This window comes from Rhizobium pisi, assembly GCF_003938655.1.
In the GTDB taxonomy this organism is placed as follows: domain Bacteria; phylum Pseudomonadota; class Alphaproteobacteria; order Rhizobiales; family Rhizobiaceae; genus Rhizobium; species Rhizobium pisi.
Genome location: NZ_RJJT01000012.1, coordinates 141,750 through 164,614, shown reverse-complemented (window position 1 = coordinate 164,614; position 22,865 = coordinate 141,750). Strand labels below are relative to the sequence as shown.

26 protein-coding genes and 1 pseudogene are annotated in these 22,865 nt (G+C 57.8%); 11 read left to right on the top strand and 16 right to left on the bottom strand.

Annotated elements, in window-relative coordinates:
• Positions 1-28: 28 nt before the first annotated feature.
• From EFD55_RS18590 to EFD55_RS18555, 8 genes are read right to left on the bottom strand one after another with little or no spacing between them, the layout of a single operon-like run.
• Complete coding sequence (locus tag EFD55_RS18590) at positions 29-1,051, bottom strand: TrbL/VirB6 family protein (RefSeq protein WP_125846508.1); 1,023 nt, start codon at positions 1,049-1,051, stop codon at positions 29-31.
• 10 nt (positions 1,052-1,061) lie between these two features.
• Entirely contained in the window at positions 1,062-1,277 is a 216-nt protein-coding gene (locus EFD55_RS18585) for a hypothetical protein (protein ID WP_125846507.1), read from the bottom strand.
• Between the two features lies 1 nt (position 1,278).
• Positions 1,279-1,980 carry a type IV secretion system protein gene (locus EFD55_RS18580; RefSeq protein WP_125846506.1) on the bottom strand — a complete coding sequence of 234 codons (702 nt, stop codon included), beginning with the start codon at positions 1,978-1,980 and terminating at the stop codon, positions 1,279-1,281.
• 13 nt (positions 1,981-1,993) lie between these two features.
• Positions 1,994-3,085, bottom strand: coding sequence for a lytic transglycosylase domain-containing protein (locus EFD55_RS18575; RefSeq protein ID WP_125846505.1), 1,092 nt, complete (start codon positions 3,083-3,085; stop codon positions 1,994-1,996).
• Entirely contained in the window at positions 3,082-5,496 is a 2,415-nt protein-coding gene (locus EFD55_RS18570) for a VirB4 family type IV secretion/conjugal transfer ATPase (protein WP_125846504.1), read from the bottom strand. The genes EFD55_RS18575 and EFD55_RS18570 overlap by 4 nt, the downstream gene beginning before the upstream one ends.
• A gap of 3 nt (positions 5,497-5,499) precedes the next feature.
• Complete coding sequence (locus EFD55_RS18565; RefSeq protein ID WP_125846503.1) at positions 5,500-5,799, bottom strand: VirB3 family type IV secretion system protein; 300 nt, start codon at positions 5,797-5,799, stop codon at positions 5,500-5,502.
• Between the two features lie 3 nt (positions 5,800-5,802).
• Complete coding sequence (locus tag EFD55_RS18560) at positions 5,803-6,141, bottom strand: TrbC/VirB2 family type IV secretion system protein (RefSeq protein WP_125846502.1); 339 nt, start codon at positions 6,139-6,141, stop codon at positions 5,803-5,805.
• Between the two features lie 18 nt (positions 6,142-6,159).
• On the bottom strand, positions 6,160-7,038 hold the full coding sequence (locus EFD55_RS18555; RefSeq protein WP_165504835.1) for a lytic transglycosylase domain-containing protein: 879 nt from the start codon (positions 7,036-7,038) through the stop codon (positions 6,160-6,162).
• A gap of 223 nt (positions 7,039-7,261) precedes the next feature.
• On the opposite strand from EFD55_RS18555, the gene EFD55_RS18550 reads away from it, so the two are divergent.
• From EFD55_RS18550 to EFD55_RS18535, 4 genes are read left to right on the top strand one after another with little or no spacing between them, the layout of a single operon-like run.
• Positions 7,262-7,831 (top strand): hypothetical protein, encoded by a 570-nt coding sequence (locus tag EFD55_RS18550; protein ID WP_376774101.1) that lies wholly within the window; start codon positions 7,262-7,264, stop codon positions 7,829-7,831.
• Positions 7,828-8,370 carry a thermonuclease family protein gene (locus tag EFD55_RS18545; protein WP_125846500.1) on the top strand — a complete coding sequence of 181 codons (543 nt, stop codon included), beginning with the start codon at positions 7,828-7,830 and terminating at the stop codon, positions 8,368-8,370. Before EFD55_RS18550 ends, EFD55_RS18545 begins: the two co-directional genes overlap by 4 nt.
• On the top strand, positions 8,367-9,041 hold the full coding sequence (locus tag EFD55_RS18540; RefSeq protein ID WP_125846499.1) for a thermonuclease family protein: 675 nt from the start codon (positions 8,367-8,369) through the stop codon (positions 9,039-9,041). Before EFD55_RS18545 ends, EFD55_RS18540 begins: the two co-directional genes overlap by 4 nt.
• Positions 9,042-9,054: 13 nt before the next feature.
• Positions 9,055-9,597, top strand: a complete 543-nt coding sequence (locus EFD55_RS18535) for a hypothetical protein (RefSeq protein WP_125846498.1) — start codon at positions 9,055-9,057, stop codon at positions 9,595-9,597.
• A gap of 18 nt (positions 9,598-9,615) precedes the next feature.
• On the opposite strand, the gene EFD55_RS18530 is transcribed toward EFD55_RS18535, so the two are convergent.
• On the bottom strand, positions 9,616-9,918 hold the full coding sequence (locus tag EFD55_RS18530; RefSeq protein ID WP_125846497.1) for a hypothetical protein: 303 nt from the start codon (positions 9,916-9,918) through the stop codon (positions 9,616-9,618).
• Between the two features lie 121 nt (positions 9,919-10,039).
• On the opposite strand from EFD55_RS18530, the gene EFD55_RS18525 reads away from it, so the two are divergent.
• Positions 10,040-10,507: a helix-turn-helix domain-containing protein gene (locus tag EFD55_RS18525; protein WP_125846496.1), complete on the top strand. Its 468-nt coding sequence runs from the start codon at positions 10,040-10,042 to the stop codon at positions 10,505-10,507.
• A 107-nt stretch (positions 10,508-10,614) separates the two neighbouring features.
• Here the strand turns inward: EFD55_RS18525 and EFD55_RS18520 are convergent, their stop codons facing one another.
• Positions 10,615-11,595 carry a class I SAM-dependent methyltransferase gene (locus EFD55_RS18520; protein ID WP_125846582.1) on the bottom strand — a complete coding sequence of 327 codons (981 nt, stop codon included), beginning with the start codon at positions 11,593-11,595 and terminating at the stop codon, positions 10,615-10,617.
• Positions 11,596-11,854: 259 nt separating this feature from the next.
• Here EFD55_RS18520 and EFD55_RS18515 point away from each other — a divergent pair, with 259 nt between their 5' ends.
• The 3 genes from EFD55_RS18515 (at position 11,855) to EFD55_RS18505 (ending at position 15,511) form a co-directional block, all read left to right on the top strand.
• Complete coding sequence (locus tag EFD55_RS18515) at positions 11,855-12,742, top strand: helix-turn-helix domain-containing protein (RefSeq protein ID WP_125846495.1); 888 nt, start codon at positions 11,855-11,857, stop codon at positions 12,740-12,742.
• Positions 12,743-12,854: 112 nt separating this feature from the next.
• Complete coding sequence (locus EFD55_RS18510; RefSeq protein ID WP_125846494.1) at positions 12,855-14,108, top strand: MFS transporter; 1,254 nt, start codon at positions 12,855-12,857, stop codon at positions 14,106-14,108.
• Positions 14,105-15,511, top strand: a complete 1,407-nt coding sequence (locus EFD55_RS18505) for a hypothetical protein (RefSeq protein ID WP_125846493.1) — start codon at positions 14,105-14,107, stop codon at positions 15,509-15,511. The genes EFD55_RS18510 and EFD55_RS18505 overlap by 4 nt, the downstream gene beginning before the upstream one ends.
• A 57-nt stretch (positions 15,512-15,568) precedes the next feature.
• On the opposite strand, the pseudogene EFD55_RS18500 reads toward EFD55_RS18505, so the two are convergent.
• Positions 15,569-15,812 (bottom strand): annotated as a pseudogene (locus EFD55_RS18500) (helix-turn-helix domain-containing protein).
• A gap of 144 nt (positions 15,813-15,956) precedes the next feature.
• On the opposite strand from EFD55_RS18500, the gene EFD55_RS18495 reads away from it, so the two are divergent.
• Positions 15,957-16,322: a helix-turn-helix domain-containing protein gene (locus tag EFD55_RS18495; RefSeq protein WP_376774100.1), complete on the top strand. Its 366-nt coding sequence runs from the start codon at positions 15,957-15,959 to the stop codon at positions 16,320-16,322.
• Positions 16,323-16,335: 13 nt separating this feature from the next.
• Here the strand turns inward: EFD55_RS18495 and EFD55_RS18490 are convergent, their stop codons facing one another.
• Positions 16,336-16,602 carry a helix-turn-helix domain-containing protein gene (locus EFD55_RS18490; RefSeq protein ID WP_125846492.1) on the bottom strand — a complete coding sequence of 89 codons (267 nt, stop codon included), beginning with the start codon at positions 16,600-16,602 and terminating at the stop codon, positions 16,336-16,338.
• Positions 16,603-16,758: 156 nt separating this feature from the next.
• On the opposite strand from EFD55_RS18490, the gene EFD55_RS18485 reads away from it, so the two are divergent.
• Complete coding sequence (locus EFD55_RS18485) at positions 16,759-17,238, top strand: helix-turn-helix domain-containing protein (protein WP_125846491.1); 480 nt, start codon at positions 16,759-16,761, stop codon at positions 17,236-17,238.
• A gap of 57 nt (positions 17,239-17,295) precedes the next feature.
• On the opposite strand, the gene EFD55_RS18480 is transcribed toward EFD55_RS18485, so the two are convergent.
• From EFD55_RS18480 to EFD55_RS18465, 4 genes are all read right to left on the bottom strand, one after another.
• On the bottom strand, positions 17,296-18,528 hold the full coding sequence (locus EFD55_RS18480; RefSeq protein ID WP_125846581.1) for a CapA family protein: 1,233 nt from the start codon (positions 18,526-18,528) through the stop codon (positions 17,296-17,298).
• Positions 18,529-18,634: 106 nt separating this feature from the next.
• Positions 18,635-19,480: a transporter substrate-binding domain-containing protein gene (locus tag EFD55_RS18475; RefSeq protein WP_125846490.1), complete on the bottom strand. Its 846-nt coding sequence runs from the start codon at positions 19,478-19,480 to the stop codon at positions 18,635-18,637.
• Positions 19,481-19,495: 15 nt separating this feature from the next.
• On the bottom strand, positions 19,496-20,293 hold the full coding sequence (locus tag EFD55_RS18470; protein WP_125846489.1) for an ABC transporter permease: 798 nt from the start codon (positions 20,291-20,293) through the stop codon (positions 19,496-19,498).
• A gap of 12 nt (positions 20,294-20,305) precedes the next feature.
• Complete coding sequence (locus EFD55_RS18465) at positions 20,306-20,965, bottom strand: ABC transporter permease (protein ID WP_125846488.1); 660 nt, start codon at positions 20,963-20,965, stop codon at positions 20,306-20,308.
• Positions 20,966-21,244: 279 nt separating this feature from the next.
• Between EFD55_RS18465 and EFD55_RS18460 the strand changes: the two genes are divergently transcribed.
• Positions 21,245-22,150 (top strand): LysR family transcriptional regulator, encoded by a 906-nt coding sequence (locus EFD55_RS18460; protein ID WP_125846487.1) that lies wholly within the window; start codon positions 21,245-21,247, stop codon positions 22,148-22,150.
• The last annotated feature ends 715 nt before the right edge of the window (positions 22,151-22,865 follow it).

Genomic DNA, 22,865 nt, shown 5'->3' with positions numbered 1-22,865 from the left:
GCAAATGACTTTTCGGAAACGGTTCCGTTTAGGTTGGCGTGCTATTTTGGGTGATGCGTGATTGCATGGCGGCGCGTGTGCCCGAGGCATCGTCATCACCGTTTCGAAAGCGATCGCGCAGGCCGCGACCCGCCCGGAAGGCGGCACGCCCACTGCTGCGCGCGGCATTGCCGGTTGCTCGCGGCAATCGCACGCCGGCAAAATGGGCGCCGTTGGTTGCGGCGCTGCCGATGCCCGTGGCTATCCCGCCGGCAATGCCCTGGCCGAGAGACTGGATGTAGAACATCACGAAGCCGCCTGCGGCGCAGAGCAGCAGGAAGCCGGCAATGTCCGCAAGCGTCAGCGTTCTCGAACCACTGGCGGCGTCGATCTTAGTCAGTTCGGGATTCATCGCAGCGATCAGGAAGGCGGCGATGACGTAGATGAACAGCGGGATCAGGGCGTAGGTGAGCAACTGGTTGAACCAGCCGACGCCATAGCGGCGTGTTCTCTCAAACAGCATGCAGCTGATGAAAATCGGCGAGGTCCCGATCAGCGCCCAGAGCATCACCTTCGCGAGGATAAGAATGGCGAGCGCAATCGCAATGAAGACGCCGGCGCCGACCATGATGAGGATGCCGATCATGCTGGGCAGGATGGTGAAATAGCCGGACTGTTCGGCAAAGGCCGAGGCAGCCTGGCTGGCGGTGCGCCAGATCATCGACATGCCATTGGTTGGCTCGGTAATCCCGGTGCCGGAGGCTGCCAGGATCGCGCGGCCGACGTCCTCGGGTGTGTCGTTGATCCAGTGATAGAACAGGTTGTTGAAGTTGCCCCAGGAGCTGACCAGCGCGAGAATGATCATCATACGCACGATGCGCCCGACAATTTCGCCGACGCTGAGACGGGCTGTGCCCGTGACAAGCTGCACTCCGTACCAGGCGACATACACGACGAACAGCGTCTGCAGCAGCGGCATGATCTCGTTGCCGACGATCGTATAGGCTTTCTCCGAGAAGCTGGTCCCGGAATTCTCGATGCGGTCGAGCAGATCGCCGAGGAAGTCTTGCATTGGCGCGTTCCTATTGGTGATCCTGATCCATCACGCCGGCTGCGGCGAAGGCTGCAGCCGGATCGTTCACGCGGCGCATCGGTCCGCACTCCTGACGCGGATCGTCCGCAAAGGAGGTGAGATTGGCCGGCCGCTTGCATGGGGCCGTCTTTTCCTTGACGGTGCCGCAGCCGACCACAGTTGCCGCGACCAGAAGGATGGCCGCGAAGCTTTCAAATTTTGCCATGTCAGTTCCCGAAGGCCAGGGCCTTCTTGGTGTTCGAGATATCGGTGAGACGCCGCTGGTTTTCCGCCTGCAGCGATGTGACGGCGCCGTTCATGACGCCGATCATTTCGTTGAGCGTCAGGCCGGATTGAACCTGCAGCTGCGTGTTCTGGTCGATCGAGCCCTTGATGTCCTGCGCCGTACCGATCTGGGCTCCCGCCTTCTCGAAAGCGCTGCGCCGGGTTTCAATCGCCTGCTGCGACCCGTTGACGAGGGCCGATACCCCCAGCACCGTGTTCACCAGCTGCTCGTAGGATTTGTCGCCCGAGAAGGTGCTGTCTTCCTTGCCCGACAGCGATTTGACCAGCTGCAATCCGTTGATGAACGTTTTCGCGGTCCTGGCGATATCGCCGCCCATATTGCCGAAGTTCGGAACACCCTCTTTCAGGATGCTGTCGAAGGACGGCATTGCCGAGACGCTGAAGCCGCTCCCGACGGCTAGGTCCTTCAAAGGCGATGCAGTGCTGCCGCGATCGCCGGTGACCGCTTTTAGCGTGTCCTCGACAGTCGTCAGGATATTCTTGTTCGTGTCCAGGATCTGGTTGGTGGTCTCCGCGGTCTTTTTAGCGACCTCATAATTGGTCCTGTCGATCACCGGCACGTCGGCCAATGCGATCGCAGGCACAACGAGCAACGCAATGCCGCTCGGAACGGTGGCTCTCATATCGGTTCTCCTATCATTGCGGCTGTAGCATCAGTTCAACCTGATCCTCGTTTCCCCGTTTCTCGATGCAGGCCCTCTTCTCATCGCCCCAGATAAGGTTCTGGCGCGGGTCGCAGAGACCGGCGACGTCCCGAGGTTTTTCACTCCCCTCGTCATCGGCCGTGCTTCGCGACGAGCCGGAAAGATTGGCCGAGGACAGGGCATTGCGAGCGTTGACAAGATCGGCCATGGCGGTAGCCAGCTTGATGACGTTGTTCATCATCTCGAGATTGGCATTGCGGACCGTGGAATTATGGTCCCAGCTATCCTGGATAGTGCCGGTCTTGACTTGACCGAGCTGTTGATACCAGCTCGACACATTGGCTAGGCTGTCGCCGGTCGCCGCGGTCGTTCCCATCGCGTTTAATGTCGAGGAACGCATGCCGGTATAGGCCGTCTCGCCACCCCCGAAATTGAGGGGTATTCCCGACTTGTCGGAGCCCCCGAATGCCGGCAGCCAATTCTGTGTGATGCTGCGGACGTAGCCCTGCGTTTCCTTGAACGGCGGAATGCCGCCAAATTTGTTCACATTGCCCGGCCCGGCGTTATAGGCAGCAAGCGCCAGCGAGACATTGCCGTCGTAACGGAGAAGCTGCTGCTTGTAATAGCGCGCACCACCGCGCAGGTTTTCCTCGATGTTGTTCTCGTTCACCCCGAGCTGGTTCGCCGTCCCCGGCATGAGTTGTGTCAAGCCGGTGGCGCCGGCGCTCGACTTGGCGCAGGGGTTGAAGCGGCTTTCCTGGTAGACGAGGGCGAGGAACTGGTTTTCGTCCACGCCCTCCTCGCGGGCGACGCGTCGCACCAGACCGGAGATCTCCGGGTTGGCATTCGCTGCACCGACCGGATCGTTGTCGCGGCCCGCCCGATAGACCGAGCATGTCACCGAGGTGTGGATTGTATGGCGATCGTGATCTGTATCCTCGATGTTGTCAGTTGTCTTGTCGCGCTTCTTGTGTTCGCCGAGATTGATGTCATCGATCACCGGCACGTCGGCCTTTGCAACGCAGGAATTGAAACCGGTCAGAACCAACGCGAGGGCGAGGACGGGCAGGGAGCCTTGGTTCATGCGTCGCTCTCCCAATTACAAAAGGCGGGGAGCCATGCAGCCGCATCATCGCCGTGGATCTCACGCAGACGCGCGCATTCCTCGATCGTCTCCGTCCGTCCCGACAGGACCTTGATCAGATCTGGCATCGAGCTCAGATCGAGCCTGGCGATCACGCTGTCATTGCCATGCTTGATCAGGAAAGCCCGCTTCTCCGGCGGCGTGTTGCGGATGAAGTTGAATTCCTTCACCGTCAGCCCGAACCGGCCGATGTAGCTTTCCTCATCAGCCCGCGGATTGGGGAAGTGGATATTGGTCGCCGATTGTTCGATCAGGGTGTGGGCCGCCGGCGAGCGGACGATGTCGGCGGCCGACTGCGTTCCAAATCCGACAATTCCATTCAGCTTTCGGATCGTTTTCATCTTATCGACGATGAAATCGCTAAAGGTCTTATCCTTCAGGAGCCGCCAGCCTTCATCCATGAAGATCATCACCGGCGTACCATCGAAGAGCTCGTCGAGGCGGTGGTAGATGTACATCAACGCTGGCGTGCGAACCTCGCCATTGTCGAGAATGCTGGTCATGTCGAAGCCGAAGGTGGTTCGACCGGAGAAGGACAGAACGTCATGGCGGGCGTTGAACAGCCAAGCCTTCTCGCCATCGATCCACGGCCTGAGACGCGCATGGATGTCGTTGGGATCGGCACGAGACCGGCCGGTCAAGAGACCGGAGAGGTTTGCCAGATTGCGCTCGGCGGCCGGTTCCTGCATCAGCCGAACGATGGCACGCTCGAGCACATCCTCTTCTTGTTGATCGAAATCGCCACCGTCGCCACGGCGCAGCATCGTTTTGAGGAGGCGCAGGAGGAATTCACGGTTCTCGCCGGTGTTTTCGAGCTGCAGGGGATTAAAACCGGTCGGCGTTCCCGGGGTGAGCACCTCATAGGTGCCGTTAATCGCCCGGATGAAAATCTCAGCACCGCGGTCCTTGTCGAAGAACACAGCCTTCGGCGTCGGCCGCACACGGAACGCTTGGGCGAGCAGAAAGGTCAGCGCCACGGTCTTGCCTGAGCCGGTCGGGCCGGTCACCAGGAAATGGCCGATATCGCGCTGATGGAAGTTGAACCGGTAGGGGGTCTGGCTGGTCGTCTCCAGGATGGTGACCGGACTTCCCCAATGCAGACCATCGCTTTGCCCGGATGCGAAATTGTGCATCGACGACAGGCCGGAGAAATTGGCGCTCGATAACATCGCCTTGCGCGCGATGTAGGCGTGGTTGCCGGGAAGCTGAGCCCAGAACGTGGCCTCGGTATTCAGATCTTCGCGCAGCCAGTTGATATTCATGTCGGTCAGGCAGGCGCCGAGTTCGGACACCGCCTTGTTGATGCCATGGAGGTCACGCGAGAGGCATAGCAGGGAGAGATGGTGGAAACCGAAGACGGCCTCCTGGTTGAGCAGGCTGTTCAGCGCAAAATCGATATCGTTTTCGACATCGCTGCCGGCCTCGTCGGAGGCGGCGATCTGCCGCTGGAGGCGGGTGATGCGCTCCTGGGCGACCGGCTTGTCGGCGATCGTGAAGGACTGGGTGAGGATGAACTCGTGGTTGACCTGGAGTAACCCGTCGAGCATACCAGGGCCGGTAAAGGGAGGATATTCCTTGATCGAGAGCATTGCGCCATAGCGGTTCTCGTCCGGCGTGGCGCCCTGAGCCTGCAATGTTCGCCTCGAGAAGTGCAGCCTTGAGGTTCCGACGTAGTTGGCGATACCCATCCGCGGCAGGCGCATCTTCCGCGGGATGCCGCAGGTCAGAATGGTGTTCAGGAACTCCGCCGGCTCCGAATAGGGTTCGCCGCCGCGATGGATGACGCCAAGTGTGCAGGCTCCGTATTTGCTAAGATCGCGCACGATGTTGCCCGTCAGCTCCTCAAGTTCGCCGATGGCTTCGCGCAGCTGCTGGTCACGCAAATCGCGGCCGGCCGTGCGATCCAGCAGGCGCCGGAGTCTATCGCCGATCGCAAGCGGGCCGCGCATGCCCGATCTCACGATGGTGAGATAGAGCTCGTTGGTGAACATCCGTTTTTGCGCAAGAGCTGCCATGTAGCGGCGGTCGAGCGCAGCACAGAACGGGTCTTCGAATGCACCGTCCTGACCGGCGTCGACCTGACGGCGGATCACCGTCGACCAGATCGAAAAGCGGCTTGATCCGAGGGCCCGGATCATTGTGTTCTGAACGGCCGAGCGCATATTGAGCTCAGCCTGATCCTCGGTCTGAAAGAACAGACCATCGAGCTTGATGATGCTGATCAGCGCACCGTCGGCGAGGTTGACGACGGTGTCCGCCACATGCCTGAGATAAGGGATGTGTTTCGCCATCGGCAGCTCGCGGTTGCCGATGGCTCCAAAACCGAGCTCTTCGCGCACGACCTTCAGCATGCTTCAGGGTCCATAGGAGTTCGCGCCCCAGAAGACCTTGTTCGGCGTCCGCGGCGTCGATCGCGTTGAGATCTGAAGGACATCGAGGATACGAGCGTCCCAGCTGCAGAGAGTGAACAGGGTCAGATAGCCGACGGGGGCGGTGAGCAATGCCCATAGCCTGTTGGTGGCAAGCCAGGCGATGATCGTCAGACCCATGACGATGATGGCAGCCATGTAAGGCACCCCCCACAAGGTCGGGGAGCGCGTCAATCCTATGATCAACGGCGTGAGGGTCGGCTTTGTCACGTTGGGTTCGCTCATGGTTCAATGCCCGACGACGGATATGAGCGCATCGACGATGCCCGGCCCGCCAAAGACAAGGCCTATGCCGAGTGCGACGCCACCCACGAGGAACCAGCTGAGACGGCCTGCAAAAGCGAGGAAGCCCATTGAAATGACTGCAATGATCGCGCAGAGCCGTCCAAATGGACCGGTGATGAAGTCGACGATCGCTTGCATGACAGCCTGAAGTGGCGCGAAAGCCTGGCTCGTTTGCTGCGCCATCGCAATATCGGCGCAGAACAGCTGTGCTGCCGCGACGAGTGAGCAGATTGTCACGATGCGGAGTGCCCGGGATTGCCGGAAAGTATCTGCGATCTTCATATCCTTCTCCTCATGCGGTTAGAATTGCATCACGCCGCCGACGAACGTGGCGGCGGTGGTTGCGCCGATGACGCTGTTGCTTTGAGTTGGTGATCGGTCACCGTCGCCTTGACGCGATGCGCCGCCGCTTTCGCCGGGGGTCGGGAGGCCAAGCTGGTAGTTCAGGATGGCCGCGACATAGGCGACGGTTTCGCGGAAGGGCGGCACACCGTGGTATGCGTAAATCGACTGTTCGCCGGCATTGTAGGCGGCTGCGGCAAGCAGTGGGTTGCCGAATTCGTCGATGAGCGAGCGGAGGTAGCGGACACCGCCGTCGATGTTGGAAGTGGGATCGCAGACATCGCGCACCCCGTAACGTTGGGCCGTCGCCGGCATCAGTTGCATGGCGCCGCGTGCACCTTTCGGGCTGTTGCGGACCCGATCGAACCGGCTCTCGGTCCAGGCGACCGCCGTTGCAAGGCTCCGGTCAACACCGTGCTTGTCTGCAGCGGCGACGACCAGATCGCGGATTGCTGCCGGGCCAAGCGGCGACGGTCCGCAGCGATCAGTGGATACCTGAGCATGACTTTTGTCGCTATGAAGTTCGCCGACATATCCGTCTGCCTGCGGAGCAGAACCGCGCCATGAACTCATGGGGACGTCCAAATTAGCTATACGTGAATAGTAATACTCTATCACGCGATTTTCTGTGGTGAGAATACCGCCGCCGCCGATCGTAAACTCTTGTTCCGCGCCTTCTTCCGAACCTGACGAAACTCGGTTTGGCGTGACGCTGCCGGTCTGTTCCAGGTCTGAAAAACGAGTAAAATCAAACGATCTAACCTCATTTGCATCGACATTCTGGGTCATTGTGCTGGCTAGCGCTATGATCGCTACCGGGGAAATGATGATCTTCATTGCACTCCCTTCATCGAGTATTGGGCTCGATAAAAGCGGTTGTCGTTTCCTGGAAAACCCGCTACGCTAATCACAAAGCATTACTATATGCGTTAAGTGCTACATCGAAAATGTGGATTGTGGAAGCCCGAAAAGAAACTTTTGAGCGAGAGTTTCAAATATGACGAATTTAGTGAAGCTACGCGGTTGGACTTGCAGCATGGCGCTGATCGCGGCGACAGCAATGTCATCATCGCCCACCTTGGCCGCGGGCGTGGTCGACGAGCCTTATGTGAAATCGCTTGCCGCAGCGGGGAAGACGGTGCTGGTCATCGAGTATTACGACGGCAACAGGAAGGTCGTCGGCCGACAGGGATTTGCGTCAGCGACCGGGTTTAAAGCCGCGTCCCCGACCGACATCCGCGTTGACGACAAGGTTAGGCTTCATCTCTATGGCGTCGAACCGTGTGCCGGCGAAATGGTGAATCGCAAAGAGAATTTTGCCGGACGCTGCGATGACTTCGCGCAAACTCAGCTCGAGATTCTCTTAAGGAACCCAAAGGTCCTGTTCTGCCGTGCCTTTGTCTCGGAGGAGCATGCGCCCACACAGGATGCCACCTGCTTCGGCTACTACAATTTTCCGGGCACGCTCGAGACTGTCGAGAACCTTGAAGAACAGCTCGTTTCGCTCGGCGCGCTGAGGCTTGCGAAAAAGCCGGACGGATTACCGATGCGGCCCGATCTTGCCGAGGCTGAAAAAATCGGCCGAAGCGGGTTCGGGATGTGGGCGGATCCGCGGGTGCAAGGGCAATGAGGGGTGGGCTCTCAGTCCTCATCGGCGTCGTCTGCTTCGCAGTCACGCAAGCGCATGCGACGTCGGCCGGCTATTTCGCGCTGAGCGAAAGCGCCGTGTTTGAAAGCGGCGATACCTGGTCGCTTGGAGGGCAACGATATCGTCTCTATGGCGTTCAGTCCTGCCTCCGCGGCACGACATTCACCAACACGGCCGGCGTGAGGCAGGACTGCGGTGAAGCGTCACTCGCTGTCCTCGTCGCTTTTGTCAGGGACACGGACCCTTCTTGTGCTCCCATCGCCAAGGCGTCCTCGATCACCTATGTCGTGTGCTTTGCGACGGTTGCCAGGCAGCGACTGGACCTTGGGACGGTGTTGATTTCAGAGGGTTACGCGTTTGCTGCGCTCGACGCCAAGGGGCTTCCCATCAACGCGGCCTATTCGGTCGCCGAGCAGCAGGCGAGGGGTCGCAAGGCGGGCCTTTGGCAGTTTTCGGACGTAAAGCATCCGGCCGTCCTGCTCAGTCGTGCCGCCGAGAGCGATCAGGTGAGGCCAAAATGAGGCGTTCTATCGCTGTTGCCGTAGTTGTGCTGATCTCCATCACGAACCCGGGTCAAAGTGCCGATCTCGTGGAGAATTTGCAGGCAAACACAGCCCCTGCCGGTCCGCAATACCTTCCGCTGATCAAGGGAAGGGCAGCAGTTGTTAGCGGAGACACCCTTTGGTTTCCGCAAATGGGGATAAGGGTGCGGCTCGACGGCATCGAAGCCTGCCTGCTACCTCAATGGGCCTTTGATCCCACAGCTTCGAAGGAGCTGACGAGTCCGGCGCCGGTTCCATGCGGCGCTCTGGCGCAGGCTTGGTTGAAGCGGGTGGTCGACAACTCTGTCGTCCACTGTACCCCTTCGCATTATTTTGTGGCCGGCGAGCCCTCGGCCCGATGTTTTGCGAGGGGACGCGATCTCGGTCTCGAAATGCTTCGCGTCGGATGGGCGCGCACCGTCGGGCAGCAGGATCCCGCATACCTCGCGGCCGAGCGGTATGCCCGGTCGGCGCGTTATGGGCTGTGGGGGACCTACGTGCTCGACATGGGAGAATGGCGGAAAAACGCCATCGACCAAACGATCGCACGTCTCCCAATCGCCGACTTGAATCTTCTCGCCGGGCGTAAGAGCGAGTTTACGCCGCCGTTTGGGGATTGGCGTAACAGGCCGCGCAGGACAGACCGCTGACAAGGAGATATTGATGAGACAGTTCCGGGCAATCCTTCTTGCTCTCTCCGTCTTCGGCCTTCCACTTCAAGCCGCCCAAGCCAGCGAATGGGGCTGTGAGGTTCTGCTATGTGCGGCCTCGGATAACCCCTCATGGCACGGCGTCGAGTCCTGCCATCCGCCGATGGAACGATTGATCACGGCAATGAAACGCCCAGGCTTCTCCTGGCCGACATGCCCCGAGGGTGGTGCCGGAAAGCCCGGCTACGATCAGTATGCAGATTGCCGGGCGGGCTGGCAGCCAGTCGCTGGCGATCAGGACTACGATCATGGGCGATCTGGGGAGTTGTCGCGCTGCAGCCGGACCGTCAGAGTTTGTAACGGGCGCACGCCGCAGAATGCCGATAGTGACCGAAAGGAAGACACCCGTGATGGCATCACCCGGGAGCTTTTAGGGCGAAACAGTTGCGAGTATCGTGAATATGTCGCGCGGCCGTTGCGGGCGCAGCCTTATTATTTCGACATCAAAAGCGAACAGGGCGGCACGGAGCGGCATTATTTCGACTTGAGGCATTGAGGCTCTGTCGCGCATCATTCAGCCAAAGAAGGGCGCAACCGATTCGAGAATTACCCTGTGCGTTTCGGCGTCAAAGCTTACCCCTGTGGCCACGACAAAACGTGCCAAATATTCGAGCTTCTCGCGGGCCTCCGAAGTGCTCTTCGGTGGCCACGCAATGATATCGGCCCGCAGCCGGCGCTCCTCATTGCTGAGCTCACCCCCGCCCGCAAGATTGTTCTTTCGCAGCGGTTCCTCGCGTATCGACGGCGCGAGCAGAACGACCATCGAATGATGGCGGGAAATTAGGTTGGCAAGCTGAGGTCGATTATCGTCTGCCATCTCTCGGCCCGGGCACTAATTTCGGATTTGCTCGGCCGGTATGTGGGTGAGATCTGTGCATGGTAGCCAGACGCGGTGCGGGTGATGTAAGAGGGGTGGGGACAATGGCGGGCTGCCTTTTATGACGACAAAGTTTGATAAATACGTTGAGGATAAAGGTCTCGTTGAGACAGCCGACCCGGAGATCGACAAACCCATTTACCGTTGTCCCGGCTTTGAAGGCTCACCCAAGCTCGGCGAACTCGATCGCCGTATTTCCGAGGCGCTCCGGGACGCGCGCGACAATACTGGGTTGACTAGGGCGGAGGTGGCGCCGTTTCTCGGCCTGCACGAGCAAGTCTACGGCCGCTATGAGCGCAATGAGACGAAAATGCACGTCACCCGGCTCATCCATTTGAGCGAGGTACTGGATTTCTCACCGATCGATTTTATCATGAAAGCTGCTCCTTATCGGTTCGGAAAGACGCCGGCCGAGGCCGACAAGCGTCGGAAGCTCATCAACGTGGTCGAGTCCCTTCCCTCGGATGCAGTTGAGTCGCTCTTGGCGCTTGTGGAGGCCATGAGCAAACTCCGGCCGGACGGGGAATAGTATTCCCTGCTCGCTACACGAGGCGGGATAAGATCGTATAATCATGATAGTTGAACCAAATCGCTCTGCGGTGGTTTGAATTACCTGATTGCCCTTGATAGTGGCCTTCACGTAGTCTGAGAATGAAGACGATTGGGGATGTCGGCATAGACGTATTCCCCTGGAATGGCCGGGGCGATCAGGCCCGACATGAAGCGTTCGATGTTTGATAGGCTGTTGCTCGCGACGAGTGTGCAAAAATTCCCGCTGTTCCAGGTCACGAAGCAGTGCTGAAAACGGCGCTTGACGGCATCCGACATCTCCGCAAGCGTAACCTCGTTCCGATTCATCACGGTCAGCACTGCCACCTTTTTTTCGATGATATCGGTTGGGCCGAAGAAGCGTGCCTTGAAGCCGTGATCCTTCTGCAATTCGCGTCGCTGATATTCATCGATGTCACGGTTTTTGAACTTTTCGACGAAGAAGAACAGACCATCATCTTTCAGATGCTGCGAGACGAATTCGATCTGATCGGGCCGGTTCGGGGAATACATCTGGAACGTCGTATCCTCAAAAACGATGTCGAAGCCCGAAGCGAATTTGGTGAACTCCCGTCGCGTCCGCAGAAGATCTTTCCGCAGGTGATGGAAGGGGCCGAGAAAGAACGTCGCATGCGGAGGATCGCCGTAGGCCATGAAGCTTTGATAGTTTTCCACGTTGGGACTGCATGACAGGCTTTCGACACGACCTTCGGCCAACTCAGAGATCGTCCGCGCCATAGTCCCTTCCGCTGTGCCCAGCGAATAAAGAGTGAGCGGTGCGGACATGCCCTGACCATATCGGAGGATTGCGTGTCCAAGACGGCATTCTTCCTCCAGCCGGTAGGGGATGCTTGCATGGTAATGTTGGTCGAAAGGTCCGCGGCGCCGTTCGTGAAGGAGGATGAAACGGTCGAGAAGCCTATCGCCGCCTAACAGTCTCCGGTCCACATGTGGTTGCTTGATGGGATTTCCCGACCGGCCGGCGGCCGTTGCTCCAAAGAAGCCGGCGAGCTCGTTCAACCGCGGAGCCCGTTCGCATTCTTCAAAAAATGAGGAGAAGTCCCGCATGTCGTGCTCCATTGATTCGACACGCATCGATGCTCCCGTTGCCAAGACGGATGTCTGCCGTTCGATGGGAGAACAAGCATCGTGCCGGGGCACAATTGCAGGCGGTTGATCCTGCAGCCGTCACAATCCGGCTATTCTTTCAAAAAACTGTCATAAAATTCTGCGTTGCAGCAGCCAGACGGAAATCCCGCCACAGTTCGTAGAAAAGAATGCCGCCGGTGAACGGGGGTTTGCGAGTCTTAAGATTGAGGAGTTATGAATGGTCGGTCCTGCAGCGTTTGACCCGGATATCAGACGCGCAGAACATACCGCAGTTGCTCGTGAGTATGAGTGCTGGCGATCCGTTCGCGCGGACGTCGTGCGCAGGAGCGGTGTAGGGCGGCAGGAAACAAACCTTACCGCGGAGAACCACGCGATCCTCTTGAACATGCTTGGCGCTGCAAAAGCGGGCGAAGATTATGTGGATGGCCGCAGGGTCGCATTTACGCAGAGGCCGGCCGGATCGCTCTCATTCATTCCGGCAGACCACAATTGGAGCGGCTGGGACGATGGCGATCCGACGGTGTCCTACCTGTTCATCACCATTGGCAAGAAATTCATCCTGGATCAGTTTGAGAATGTACCCGGAGCGGACCTTGATCGGCTCATGCCGAAAATCGGTTTTGAGGACACGTTAATCCAATATGCTGCCCGCAGCATCCGCTCCGAAATCGGCCAGCGGGATGCCTTGAGTTGTATGATCGTCGAGAACCATGCGCGGACGATCTTCGGGCGGCTGTTCCGTAGTTCGGGCCAGAGGCGACATTATGTCAAAGGCGGGCTGTCACCCGCGGTCCTGAAACGCTTGATCGGAAGGATAGAAGCCTCACTGGATGGGTCTTTGAGCCTGGCTGAACTTGCAGACGAGGCGGGTTTGAGCGAGCATTACCTGTCGAAGGCGTTTCGGCTTTCCACGGGTTTTCCGCCACACGCATTCATCATTCGAAGAAGAGTTGAGCGGGCGAGCGAAATGCTCCGGTATTCCAGTCGCCCAATAACGGAGATCGCCTATGCATGTGGCTTCTCAAGCCCCAGCCATCTTGCGGCAGCTTTCCATCGTGTGATCGGCGTCACGCCAAGGCAATATAGAGCAGACTGGAAGACATAAGCCCGTTAAGGCGTCCGAGCTGAATAGAGCTGGATTTTGAAAGTGCGATGTCGCTTCATCCTTTAGGCTCACCGCCACGCAAGCTCTGCGTCTCTATTTCGGCGGCAGCAAGATGAATCAAGATGCCAGTATTGCACCGAACCTCGCTCCGGATCGCGCCGGATTGCTTTCGGTGCGACGCTTCTTTCTGATAAGCGCCTTGTTTGCTGCAGCCGGTCGCAACGCCTACTACATAGGTGCCGTTTGGATGCTAGCGGCGTCGGGCAACAATGCTGGCTCCATTGCTTTGTTTCTGGCTCTTGGCAGCACCTCGGAGTTTCTGGCGAGTGCGCCGGCTGGATATCTCGTCGATCGCGTCGATCGCCAGCGCCTTTGCATGGTAGGCGACTGTGTCAGGATCGCAATCTTGCTGATGACATCTGCTGCGCTCGTCCTACAAGAGCCGGACGCCGTCCTTTATGGCTCAGTGATTTTCTTTGCGGTGGCCGACCGGCTGTATCTTACGGCCTCCTCGGCAATGGTGCCGTCGATTGCGCGATCTGAGAGCCTGGTGGCCTTCAATTCACTGGCTTATGTCGCTATGCAGTCGGGCAACATGCTGGCGGCGGTAGCTACCGGATGGCTGCTAAGCGCCAAGCCCGGAACGGCATGCTTCCTCTTTGCCGCCGGCCCATTCGCGATTTCCGTGCTCAGTATGTTCGGGACCGCTCTCCGCTATCGAATCCTGCCGGTCGACCGTTGCCGCCCGGCGCAAGTTCCGCGCAAAACGTCCGAAGGCGAGGAGACGAGCCGCGTGCCGTCGTGTCTTGTTCTCAACTACGTGTTGATCTACGTGATGGGTATGCTGATCAGCGCGCTCATATCAAAATTTGTGCTCGAGGATCTTCAGGGGACCTCTCTGGAGTTCGGCATGCTGGAATTTTATTGGGCAGCCGGCGCGATCATCAGCATGCTGATCCTCACCTTCAGGCGGTTCAGCAAGGTCGATGGCCGGGTCATTCCGATCATCGTCCTTTTGGCGGGCGTCGCCATGACAGCATTCTATCCAACGCGGAATCTGGACATCGCCAGCGCCTTGATGGCGCTCCTTGGCGCTGGTTACAACTTGTCACGGGTACTGATCGATGTCGAGATACAGAGGCTCGTATCAAGCACGAAGCTCGGACGAGCGAAAGGTTGGGTACACGTCGCCTGTATGGGCTTCAGCCTGCTTGTCTATGCGGGCCTCTCTGTTTCCGGAGACGCACTAACTTCGTCGGCGGTGTTTCTTGCTTTTGGAAGCGGAATGATCGCCGTCATTGTTGCCGGCTATGGATTTCACCTGGTGAAAAATAGAGCCTCCTCACATCGGAGCATGCCGATATGACCGGGCCCACAGATGCTGACGTTCCAGCGGTTTCGAAGCATGACGTGTTGGAATTGATCAGTTCCCTGTTTCCGTGGATTGCCGATATCCGGCGACGGAGCCTGGCGGATTATGCTCGAGCCGCGTTCCACGCCGAGCCGCCTGCAAGCAGCTGTGATACCCGGCGCCACGCGCTGTCTCTCCTTCAGCGATGTATCCGCGGGGCGGCCAGGAATGCGGGGTTCGCGGACCACCGGGCCAGTTACATTGCGGCGGAGTTCGCCAATGCTCCCGTCATGCAAGCCGGCCCGCACCTGCATTTGGTAATCGAGCCGGACGCCTATTACACGCATCTCTTCAGTCTGATGGGAGTGAGCGCGCATCGCCGTTCGGCCTATGTCTCTTATGCGGTATCGACAGTCAAATTCGTCGAGAGGGGTCGGAAGGGGCCCGGTTGGCTAAAACTCGGTGGCGATGCGATCAACGTTTTCGGGCTAAGCCGGAGCCAGATGATCCCCTACAGCGTTCTCGCGCAAAATGGCCCTTATCGCTTCGCCCTCAAAAACGTCGAGCGCGCCCAGGACGGAGATCTGGTTGCGCGGCTGCGCTCCGAACTGCCGCAAGGCGAGTTTCCGTCGGCTGCGCTGGCGATCAAGCAGGCTAATGCATCCCTGTGGAACCGATATTTCGATCCGGGCATCGATTTCCTGCAAATCGATGATGAAGATGTGGCCGACCTCGTGGTCGAGCATCTTCAAGATGAATCATCCTGGCTCGCCCGAAATTTTTTTGGGATGAGTGGGTTTGTGCAGTGTCTGCTATCCTCCACCGAGGCTCTTGCCGACAGTCATTGGCAGGGCTGGTTCAAGAACACGACGGACCTGTTTTGGGGCAGCGATCGCGGCCACCTCTTTCCGTTGCGGCTGGCGGATTCCCGGCTTGAGGCAAAAGGAGGGGAGGATTTCTCGCTCGAATTCGCTGCGGATGCCGTGATCGAGGCGCTGCAGTCCCGCAAGATTATCCCGAACCTGTACTTGATGTTCATCGTCATGGCGATATTACCCGGCGTACGTGTCCTCGGCGGCAGTCGGCATACTGTGTACTACCCCCTCATGCGCTATGTCTTTTGTCGTGCGCTCGCTATGAGCGGAGATTACGAGTTGCGCACCACGATCGCCGCCGACCGAAAACCGGGCATATGGGGACATCGCGTGCTGCTGGAGGACGCCGAACCCTTCTCGGAGCTCGATACGCTGGGGCCGGGCAATATTCAGGCAGTGCTCAGGAAATATGGAAGTCTGTCACTGGAGGATGCCTGCGGTGCCCTCGACAGTTTCGTGGGCGATCCCTTATGGGCCTGTTTCAAGACCCGCCAAAATGAAGGGCTAGTGAGCGTGAGCGATCCCGAGTGGGCATATTCGTAGGCACCAATTTGGCGACAAACGTCCGTTTTTGATGCAAGCTATTTCCTGCCTCTGACATCAGACCTTCGGCTTTCTTCCGGCCTTGATCGGGCGCGGTCTCTCTCCGGGCAACGGTTCCAAAAAAATGTGAGATATCTATTGAAAGGGCGTCCGCGAGGCGGTCCAGCAAATCAATAGAGACGTTATATTTTCCTCTCTCCAAATCACTGATCACGGTCCTATCGACACGCGCTTCCTGCGTAATCTTCTGCGCCGACCTGTGATGTCGCAAATTCCACGCGACGCGTGCACGATTGTCCATGCACAATGGGCGTATTAACGAGAAGCGAAGGTGCCAAATGAAGCGTTTTTGGAACTCAAAAAGCCAATATGTCGAATATATTCCATGGATTAACGCTATGAAAGATATTAGGCAAGGGGCGTCTCTCAGAGGAAGGGAAGCGCAATGCATGATCGGGTGGCAAAGCGGTTCGCGAGCAGCTCTGAGGGCAGCGTATTCCGGGCTAAAGAGGAGAGCAATCAGGCGACGCACGCGCTCGATGTCCATTTAGGCCAGCAGCTTCGGATCAGGCGGGTTCATTCCAACCTGCCGCAAGCCGAACTCGGCCAGAAAGTTGGCCTGAGGTACCAGCAGGTCCAGAAATACGAAAGTTGCAAGAACCGCATCAGTGCGTCGATGCTCTATGAGATTGACAGCGGTTTGAATGTGCCAGTGGGCTGCTTCTTCGATGGGTTGCCGCAACCGGGTTTGGGACTACTATCGCGCCCGAGGCAGATGAGCGTATCGCTTATCTGCCACCTCGCGGAATAGTGTCGCCGGTAGATCAGGAAACCTTTCGCTTCCGCCCAGAACGAAGTGATTGCGGCCGCGCGTCTTTTGGGTCGATCTCCGCAAACAGCTCAGAAACACTTACTGATAAGACTTTTGCGAAGGCTTCCAATGTCGCAACGGTAACGTTTTCTCTGCCTCTTTCGACCCGCCCAACGTAAGAACGGTCAATTTCGGCCTCCAATGCCAAACGCTCTTGGGAGAGGCCTCTATCCACTCGCAGTCGCCTTAGATTCCAGCCGATGGTCCGCCGCACGTCCATCGTGTAACAAATGCATATTGGCGGCTTGACAATCGACGGACTGATAGTCCCTAATTAATTCTAGCCAGGCGCGAAATTTGCCGAAGATTGGCCTCTCTCACCGGGGGCGGTCGGCACTGGAAAGCACGAGCCTCTCTGACTTGGAGATACACAGCAATGCATGATCGGGTGGCAAAGCGGTTAGCGATCAACTCTCCGCGCAACGTGTTTCGGGCTGAAGAGGAGAGCAATCGAGCGACGCATCCGGTCGATATCCATGTGGGCCAACAGCTTCGCATTAGGCGGGTTCATTCCAACCTGTCGCAAACCGAACTCGGCCAAAAAGTTGGCCTGAGCTACCAGCAGGTCCAGAAATATGAGAATGGGAAGAACCGCATCAGTGCGTCGATGCTCTATGAGATCGCCAGGCGTTTGAATGTGCCGGTGGGCTGCTTCTTCGATGGGCTGCCGCAACCAGGATCAGGGGAGGGGGTGACGATCGCTCCCGAGGCAGATGAGCGGATCGCTTATCTCGCCACCGCGGAAGGACGCCGCTTTGTCGAGGAGATACTTCGTCTTCCGCCCAAACTCAGGACTCGCACGCTGGCGGTAATTAGGGCAATTGCCGGAGATGAGGATAAAGCCGACGAAGATTGATCGCCCGGTGATGCCCGCAGATTTTAAGCAGGCGGCCTCATGTTTCCGTGTCTGCCTTCAGGCAACATGAATTCTGCCTAAGGGACCGTTGCGCTCGATGAGCGTGCCAAATTCGGCCGAGCGCTTGGCGAGATCATCGATGATCTGCTCTCCTGTCTTGCCGAACGCTGCAATCGGTACATGACGCTGATGGAAGTCTAGCCGGTCGATCTGTTCTCCGCCGAGTACGATGGGCAGAAGGTCGATCTTCAAGGATCCTGCCGCGTCGAAGATGCATGTGGCGACCACGCTCTTCCAGACGTCTGGCGAACTCCATTCGGTTTCACCCTTTTCGGTGTGGAAGAAGAAGTTCCCAAGACCGTAGAAGACTGGGGTGCGGTTGTAGATCTCGATTGGCTGCAGGACCGGTGTCCCGTGGCTGACGAAGGCGTGGGCACCGGCATCAATACAGGCATGGGCGAATGCCCTGACCCAGTCCGGCACGTCGCGCCAGTTCGGCTCCCAGTGATGATGGTGCAGATAGGCGATAACGAATTGCCCGCGAGAGCTGGCCTTTGCAATTGCCGCCAGCTGGTTTGAAGCACTTTCAGGATCAATCGCGATAACACGCCGGTTGGCGTCGGAGCGCCGGAAAATGGTACCGTAAAAGTCGACTTCCTTGTCATTGTCTAGGATTGGAGGATCATCGGGCTGGGCATAGTTTGCCCGTTCCAGCTTGGAGCTTTGAAACGTCGCCTGAATGGTTTCCAGCATGTCGAATATGGCTTGATCCGCCTCGAAGATCCTGGTCACGTCCAATTGGTTCACACCGGGTCTGGACGGACGGCGGTTGCGCGCGTTCTCTGCATACATGTTTCGAGGTCCAGGGCCGGCATCCATTGCCAGCAAGGCTATATGTCGGCTGCCGAACGTGGCCGCACCTGGCGCCGCGGCATGATCGCGGTCAATACCAATACCGGCATGGAGAAATCCGTGGACACGAACCTCCTCGAGCGTAGACATAATACCTGGTGGGCCAAGATCGAAAGCATGGTTGTTGGAGAGCGCCAGGGCGTTGAAGCCCATTTGCTTCAGGGCATCCAGGACAAAGGGGTCGGAATACCCGAAATATGAACCTTTCATGGGAGAGCCACCGTGCCGCCCCAGGATGGTGCCTTCGAAGTTGGTGAAGGCGACATCGGCCTTTTTCAGGACGTCCACGATTTGCAGAAAGCCGGGATCCCGGCAAGTTCTGACATCGTGATGGATTAGCGACTGGCCCGTCATGGCCACGGTAAAAGTGGAAGGCATCGGTTTACCTGCGATGTTCAATTGGGATTCAAACCGGCAGTCCTGATGCCGGTTCCAGTGGTTGGCGCCCGACAAATCTCTCCATCCGGTCAAGCGTCGCGCCGGTTCACGGCGTCGCGGATGGGGAGATATCGATTCCGAACCATTTCAGACTAAGCGCTCTCAGTGTTCCGTCTCTGACGCCGTCATCGATAGCCTTGTCGAAGGCCGCGACCAGATCGGTATCTTCTTTGCGGATGCCGACCCCAACGCCTGGCCCCCACAGTCCGCCTGACAGTTCCGGACCGTAGAAGGCCGCTGTCTCGCCATCCTTACCATCAAGAAACGTCTTCCATGTGAAATAGTCGGCAAGGCCGCCATCGATGCGGCCTGCGGCGAGATCCAGATGGAGATTGTCCTGGGTGTCGTAGCTCCGGATCGTTGCAACTTTGCCGAAGAGCTCGTTGAGGACGGCTTCGGAATTGGAGGACCTGAGAACGCCCAAAGTCTTGCCGGAAAGTGCTGATTGGAGCTGCCCGAGGATTGCCTGTTGCTCTGCGCCAACGTTTGTGAGGTTGATTTTGGCCTTCGTGTCCGTTGCCGGGAGCTGAAGGTCCTTTCGCATCACCAGCTGGTTGAAGCCGCCGGCATAGGGTCGCGAAAAGGCAATAGATCTCCTGCGCTTTTCCGTGATCGCCATGCCGGACATGATCGCGTCGAACTTGCCGACGGTCAGCGCCGGGATGATCCCATCCCAGTCCTGAGCGACGAACTTGCATTCGACTGCGATGCGTCGGCATAATTCTGTGCCGACATCTATGTCGTAGCCGACCAGCTTTCCTTCCGTATCGATCATGTCCCAGGGCGGAGAGGCGCCTTCAGTCGCAATCATAAGCACTTTGCGATCCATGGCCTGGGCGGCAGTCTGGCCCGTGAGAGCGATGAGCGATACTAGGAGTATGGACTTGAGCATTTGCTGTTTCCCTTTTTATAATGAACGGATGGATGGTTGATCGCCCGGTTTTGTGTGGGCTCGCTTGTCTATGGCCTGTCTAAGAGGCCAGAGCTTCGAAGACTTTGGGCCCTCTTTGATGTTCCTTGAATTGCTGGTGGACGAGTGCGCGAGATGCATCTCTAGCGTTCGAAAGAATGCCGAAACGATGAAGTTCAAAAGCAGGTAAAGAAGACCTGCCGCCAGGAAGACCTCGTAGGGAGCGAATGTCTCCGAGACCATCCGGCGGGCAAGCCCCGTGATCTCAAGGAGCGTGACGGTGCTTGCCAGCGAGCTCGCCTTGACCATGCCAATGACTTCGTTCGCATAGGAGGGAAGTACCATCCTGAACGCCAAAGGGAATATGATCAGCCGGATCTGCATCAGTCTCGACAGGCCGAGTGCCTGCGCTGCTTCGGTGATGCCGCGTGGGACGGCCAGTATGCCTGCCCTGAATACTTCGGTCGTATAAGCGGTGCTGTTCAAAGAGAATGCGGCGAGGGCACACCAGAACGGTTCACGCAGCAACGGCCAGAAGATGCTCTGACGGACGACCGTCAGCTGGCTGAGACCGTAATAGACCAGGAACAGCTGCACGAGTAATGGTGTGCCGCGAAACACGTAGGTATACGCCAGTACCGATCCCGAGAGGGCTCTGTTCGGGGATGCTCTGAGAAGGCTGAGGGGCACCGACAGTATGAAGCTGACCACCAGCGATAGAAGTGTCACGGAAAGGGTTAGGAAAATACCGTGCGCCAGCACGGAAATGCTTTCGACGATCAGGTTGATGTCCATGGCCGTGGTCCCTTAGTGGCCGGGAATCTCGATGCGCCGCTCGAGCGCGCGGAACGACGCGAGCGACATGCTGGTGAGGGCTAGATAAAGTGCCGAGGCCACCAGATAGAACGTGAGCGGCGCCCTCATCGATCCCGCACCGATAAAGGCCACACGCATGATATCGGTCAGCCCGATGACCGACACGAGGGAAGTATCTTTCACGAGGGAAGCCCAGAGATTACCGTAAGCGGGTAGGGCGACACGCATCATCTGCGGCAGGATAACGAACAACCAGGTCTGCCATGGTTTCAGGCCCAGACTGCGCGCGGCCTCCGCCTGTCCTCGCGGAACACTCATGATCGCACCGCGGAAAATCTCCGCACAATAGGCACCAAAGACGATCATCAACGCGGCTATACCGGCGGCAAAGGCATTGATTTCGACATACCGGCCCGTCAGCGCCGTGATGGCCGCAGTTCCCCCGAAATAGACGACGAGAATGACGAGCAGTTCGGGCAGGCCGCGCACGATCGTCGTGTATGCCTGACCAAGGAGGGCTGAGACACCCAGCTTTGACAGTTTGACCATGGCGACAAGCAGACCAAGAAGTGATCCCAGCGCGCCGCTTACGATCGCCAGTAAAACTGTGATCTGGAGACCATTGAAGAATTGAAGTGCAAAGCTCAGCACGTAGGTCCTCTCCGCCTTATCCGGATATCCCGGAATAAGGTCGCCTTATGTACGGTTTCTCATCAAAAAGCGCTTCATACTACCGGAGATGGCATTATTTATACCTGTAATCTCAAGTAATATTCGCATTCACCTGAGATTTATACTTTGACAATTTGCCGTCAATTTATAAGCTGTTCTTAATTAGGATAAGCTCAGCTTATATGCCGTCTCCCCGCCAGCCTCGGAGAACCCTCTGGCGATGACGCTCGGGCCGGTCAAAACCAGAGGACCGAAAACATGGTCGGCAAAACCACGACAGGCGTGACGATCCGGCAGCTCCAGATTTTTCGCGAGGTCTTGCGCGCAGGATCGGAACGGCATGCCGCAAAGATCCTCAAGATCACCCAGCCGGCCGTCAGTCAGCAGATCAGGCAGCTTGAGCTGGAGGTTGATCTCGCGTTGTTTGCGCGGGAGAACAACCGGCTGGTACCGACGGATCGTGCCTGGGATCTGTTGCGCAGCGTCGACGGCGCCCTACAGAGCGTCGACCGTATCGAAAAGTCGATTGCTGCCATTCGCAACGAAGAGGCAGACTCATTGAGCTTGGCTGCTCCGGGCGTTTTCTGTCTGAACGCCATTCCCCGGGCCATCCAAGCTGTCCGTAAGAACAATCACCTGTCGTTTCAAATCAGATCGGGCAGCTACCAGCAGATTGCAGAGCACGTTCTAAACGGCCGGGCCGATCTGGGAGTTTCGCGGCTGCCGCTCGATGAGCGTTCCTTCGAGTGGGCGCCGGCCGCCACGGCCAGGAACGTCTGCCTGTTTCAGACGGGGCATCGGCTGGCCGTCAAAGACGTGATCACGCCAGAGGACATAATCGATGAGGCATTGGTGGATATAGAACCCCAGTTTGCGGCTCATCAGATGAATATCAATGCCTTGCGGTACAGGGGCGTAGAACCGGACCTCGCCGTTGAATACGACGCGAACGGCCACGACGTAGGCTTCGTCGCGGCCGGCGTCGGGATTTCGATTATCAATAGCCTAATTGCACGCGAATATCGGCAATTCGGGCTGGAGTTCAGGCCGTTCGAACCTGGCGCTGTCTATCACTACGTGGTGTTCTGGCAACGAGGGCGCCAACTCACTACTGGCATGCGGAAAACCGTCGATGAGTTGCTGGGCGCCTTCGCGGCGACGTAAACGGTATCCAGTTGCCAGCGCAACCCGATTGGCTCCAGCTGGCGCCGTCGCTATTAGATCCGCGGGCTCTTACCGACTCCAACGTGCTCTGCAGCAGCATCGACGCGCTCGCAATTAATGAAATTTAATCTGCAGCTCGGCGACCAATAGCTGAATCTGCCCAAAGCCAGCGATGGACTCCATCGCGACAATTGTCCCGCGCCCCACGGAGTGGGGGATGACGCCACGGAAATCTCGCTGCCGGAGAATATCGCGGCGCGGTTCATGCAGCCAAGGCAATTACTCCCAGTCCTGGCCGGAAACAGATTTTCGCGAACTGCCTAAAAATAATGCGCCACCGGATCATTACCCCGGTCCCCGCCGGCTTCAACGCGGGCCAGCAGCTCGGACAGGTGGTTTTGGCCTCCGAAATTTTACCGTCGTCGTCATCGGGGTGCGCCTTCCAGAGGGTTCAATCGTTAAAATAGTAGCAGTTCTGGCATAGGCCAACTGGTTGACCATATAACCATCGATAAACGCTACTTATCGATGGTTAAAATGTCGCAGGAAGTCCCGAGCGATGACGGAAGCTAGCATCCATATCGCTTCTTGTTAATGGCGCATTTACCATGATTTCAATGCGTTATGATCTCGCCAGGCTGCTCAAGCTGGCCCGCTTCGGCCGATTTTCGGCGCCGGGTGTGGCTTTCAGTTCTCGATTTCAATTGAAGCGCTA

Excerpts from the sequence above, each read along its gene's own strand:
- EFD55_RS18590 (WP_125846508.1), bottom strand. The coding sequence starts at position 1,051 with ATGCAAGACTTCCTCGGCGATCTGCTCGACCGCATCGAGAATTCCGGG.
- EFD55_RS18585 (WP_125846507.1), bottom strand. The coding sequence starts at position 1,277 with ATGGCAAAATTTGAAAGCTTCGCGGCCATCCTTCTGGTCGCGGCAACT.
- EFD55_RS18580 (WP_125846506.1), bottom strand. The coding sequence starts at position 1,980 with ATGAGAGCCACCGTTCCGAGCGGCATTGCGTTGCTCGTTGTGCCTGCG.
- EFD55_RS18575 (WP_125846505.1), bottom strand. The coding sequence starts at position 3,085 with ATGAACCAAGGCTCCCTGCCCGTCCTCGCCCTCGCGTTGGTTCTGACC.
- EFD55_RS18570 (WP_125846504.1), bottom strand. The coding sequence starts at position 5,496 with ATGCTGAAGGTCGTGCGCGAAGAGCTCGGTTTTGGAGCCATCGGCAAC.
- EFD55_RS18565 (WP_125846503.1), bottom strand. The coding sequence starts at position 5,799 with ATGAGCGAACCCAACGTGACAAAGCCGACCCTCACGCCGTTGATCATA.
- EFD55_RS18560 (WP_125846502.1), bottom strand. The coding sequence starts at position 6,141 with ATGAAGATCGCAGATACTTTCCGGCAATCCCGGGCACTCCGCATCGTG.
- EFD55_RS18555 (WP_165504835.1), bottom strand. The coding sequence starts at position 7,038 with ATGAAGATCATCATTTCCCCGGTAGCGATCATAGCGCTAGCCAGCACA.
- EFD55_RS18550 (WP_376774101.1), top strand. The coding sequence starts at position 7,262 with ATGTCATCATCGCCCACCTTGGCCGCGGGCGTGGTCGACGAGCCTTAT.
- EFD55_RS18545 (WP_125846500.1), top strand. The coding sequence starts at position 7,828 with ATGAGGGGTGGGCTCTCAGTCCTCATCGGCGTCGTCTGCTTCGCAGTC.
- EFD55_RS18540 (WP_125846499.1), top strand. The coding sequence starts at position 8,367 with ATGAGGCGTTCTATCGCTGTTGCCGTAGTTGTGCTGATCTCCATCACG.
- EFD55_RS18535 (WP_125846498.1), top strand. The coding sequence starts at position 9,055 with ATGAGACAGTTCCGGGCAATCCTTCTTGCTCTCTCCGTCTTCGGCCTT.
- EFD55_RS18530 (WP_125846497.1), bottom strand. The coding sequence starts at position 9,918 with ATGGCAGACGATAATCGACCTCAGCTTGCCAACCTAATTTCCCGCCAT.
- EFD55_RS18525 (WP_125846496.1), top strand. The coding sequence starts at position 10,040 with ATGACGACAAAGTTTGATAAATACGTTGAGGATAAAGGTCTCGTTGAG.
- EFD55_RS18520 (WP_125846582.1), bottom strand. The coding sequence starts at position 11,595 with ATGCGGGACTTCTCCTCATTTTTTGAAGAATGCGAACGGGCTCCGCGG.
- EFD55_RS18515 (WP_125846495.1), top strand. The coding sequence starts at position 11,855 with ATGGTCGGTCCTGCAGCGTTTGACCCGGATATCAGACGCGCAGAACAT.
- EFD55_RS18510 (WP_125846494.1), top strand. The coding sequence starts at position 12,855 with ATGAATCAAGATGCCAGTATTGCACCGAACCTCGCTCCGGATCGCGCC.
- EFD55_RS18505 (WP_125846493.1), top strand. The coding sequence starts at position 14,105 with ATGACCGGGCCCACAGATGCTGACGTTCCAGCGGTTTCGAAGCATGAC.
- EFD55_RS18495 (WP_376774100.1), top strand. The coding sequence starts at position 15,957 with ATGCATGATCGGGTGGCAAAGCGGTTCGCGAGCAGCTCTGAGGGCAGC.
- EFD55_RS18490 (WP_125846492.1), bottom strand. The coding sequence starts at position 16,602 with ATGGACGTGCGGCGGACCATCGGCTGGAATCTAAGGCGACTGCGAGTG.
- EFD55_RS18485 (WP_125846491.1), top strand. The coding sequence starts at position 16,759 with ATGCATGATCGGGTGGCAAAGCGGTTAGCGATCAACTCTCCGCGCAAC.
- EFD55_RS18480 (WP_125846581.1), bottom strand. The coding sequence starts at position 18,528 with ATGCCTTCCACTTTTACCGTGGCCATGACGGGCCAGTCGCTAATCCAT.
- EFD55_RS18475 (WP_125846490.1), bottom strand. The coding sequence starts at position 19,480 with ATGCTCAAGTCCATACTCCTAGTATCGCTCATCGCTCTCACGGGCCAG.
- EFD55_RS18470 (WP_125846489.1), bottom strand. The coding sequence starts at position 20,293 with ATGGACATCAACCTGATCGTCGAAAGCATTTCCGTGCTGGCGCACGGT.
- EFD55_RS18460 (WP_125846487.1), top strand. The coding sequence starts at position 21,245 with ATGGTCGGCAAAACCACGACAGGCGTGACGATCCGGCAGCTCCAGATT.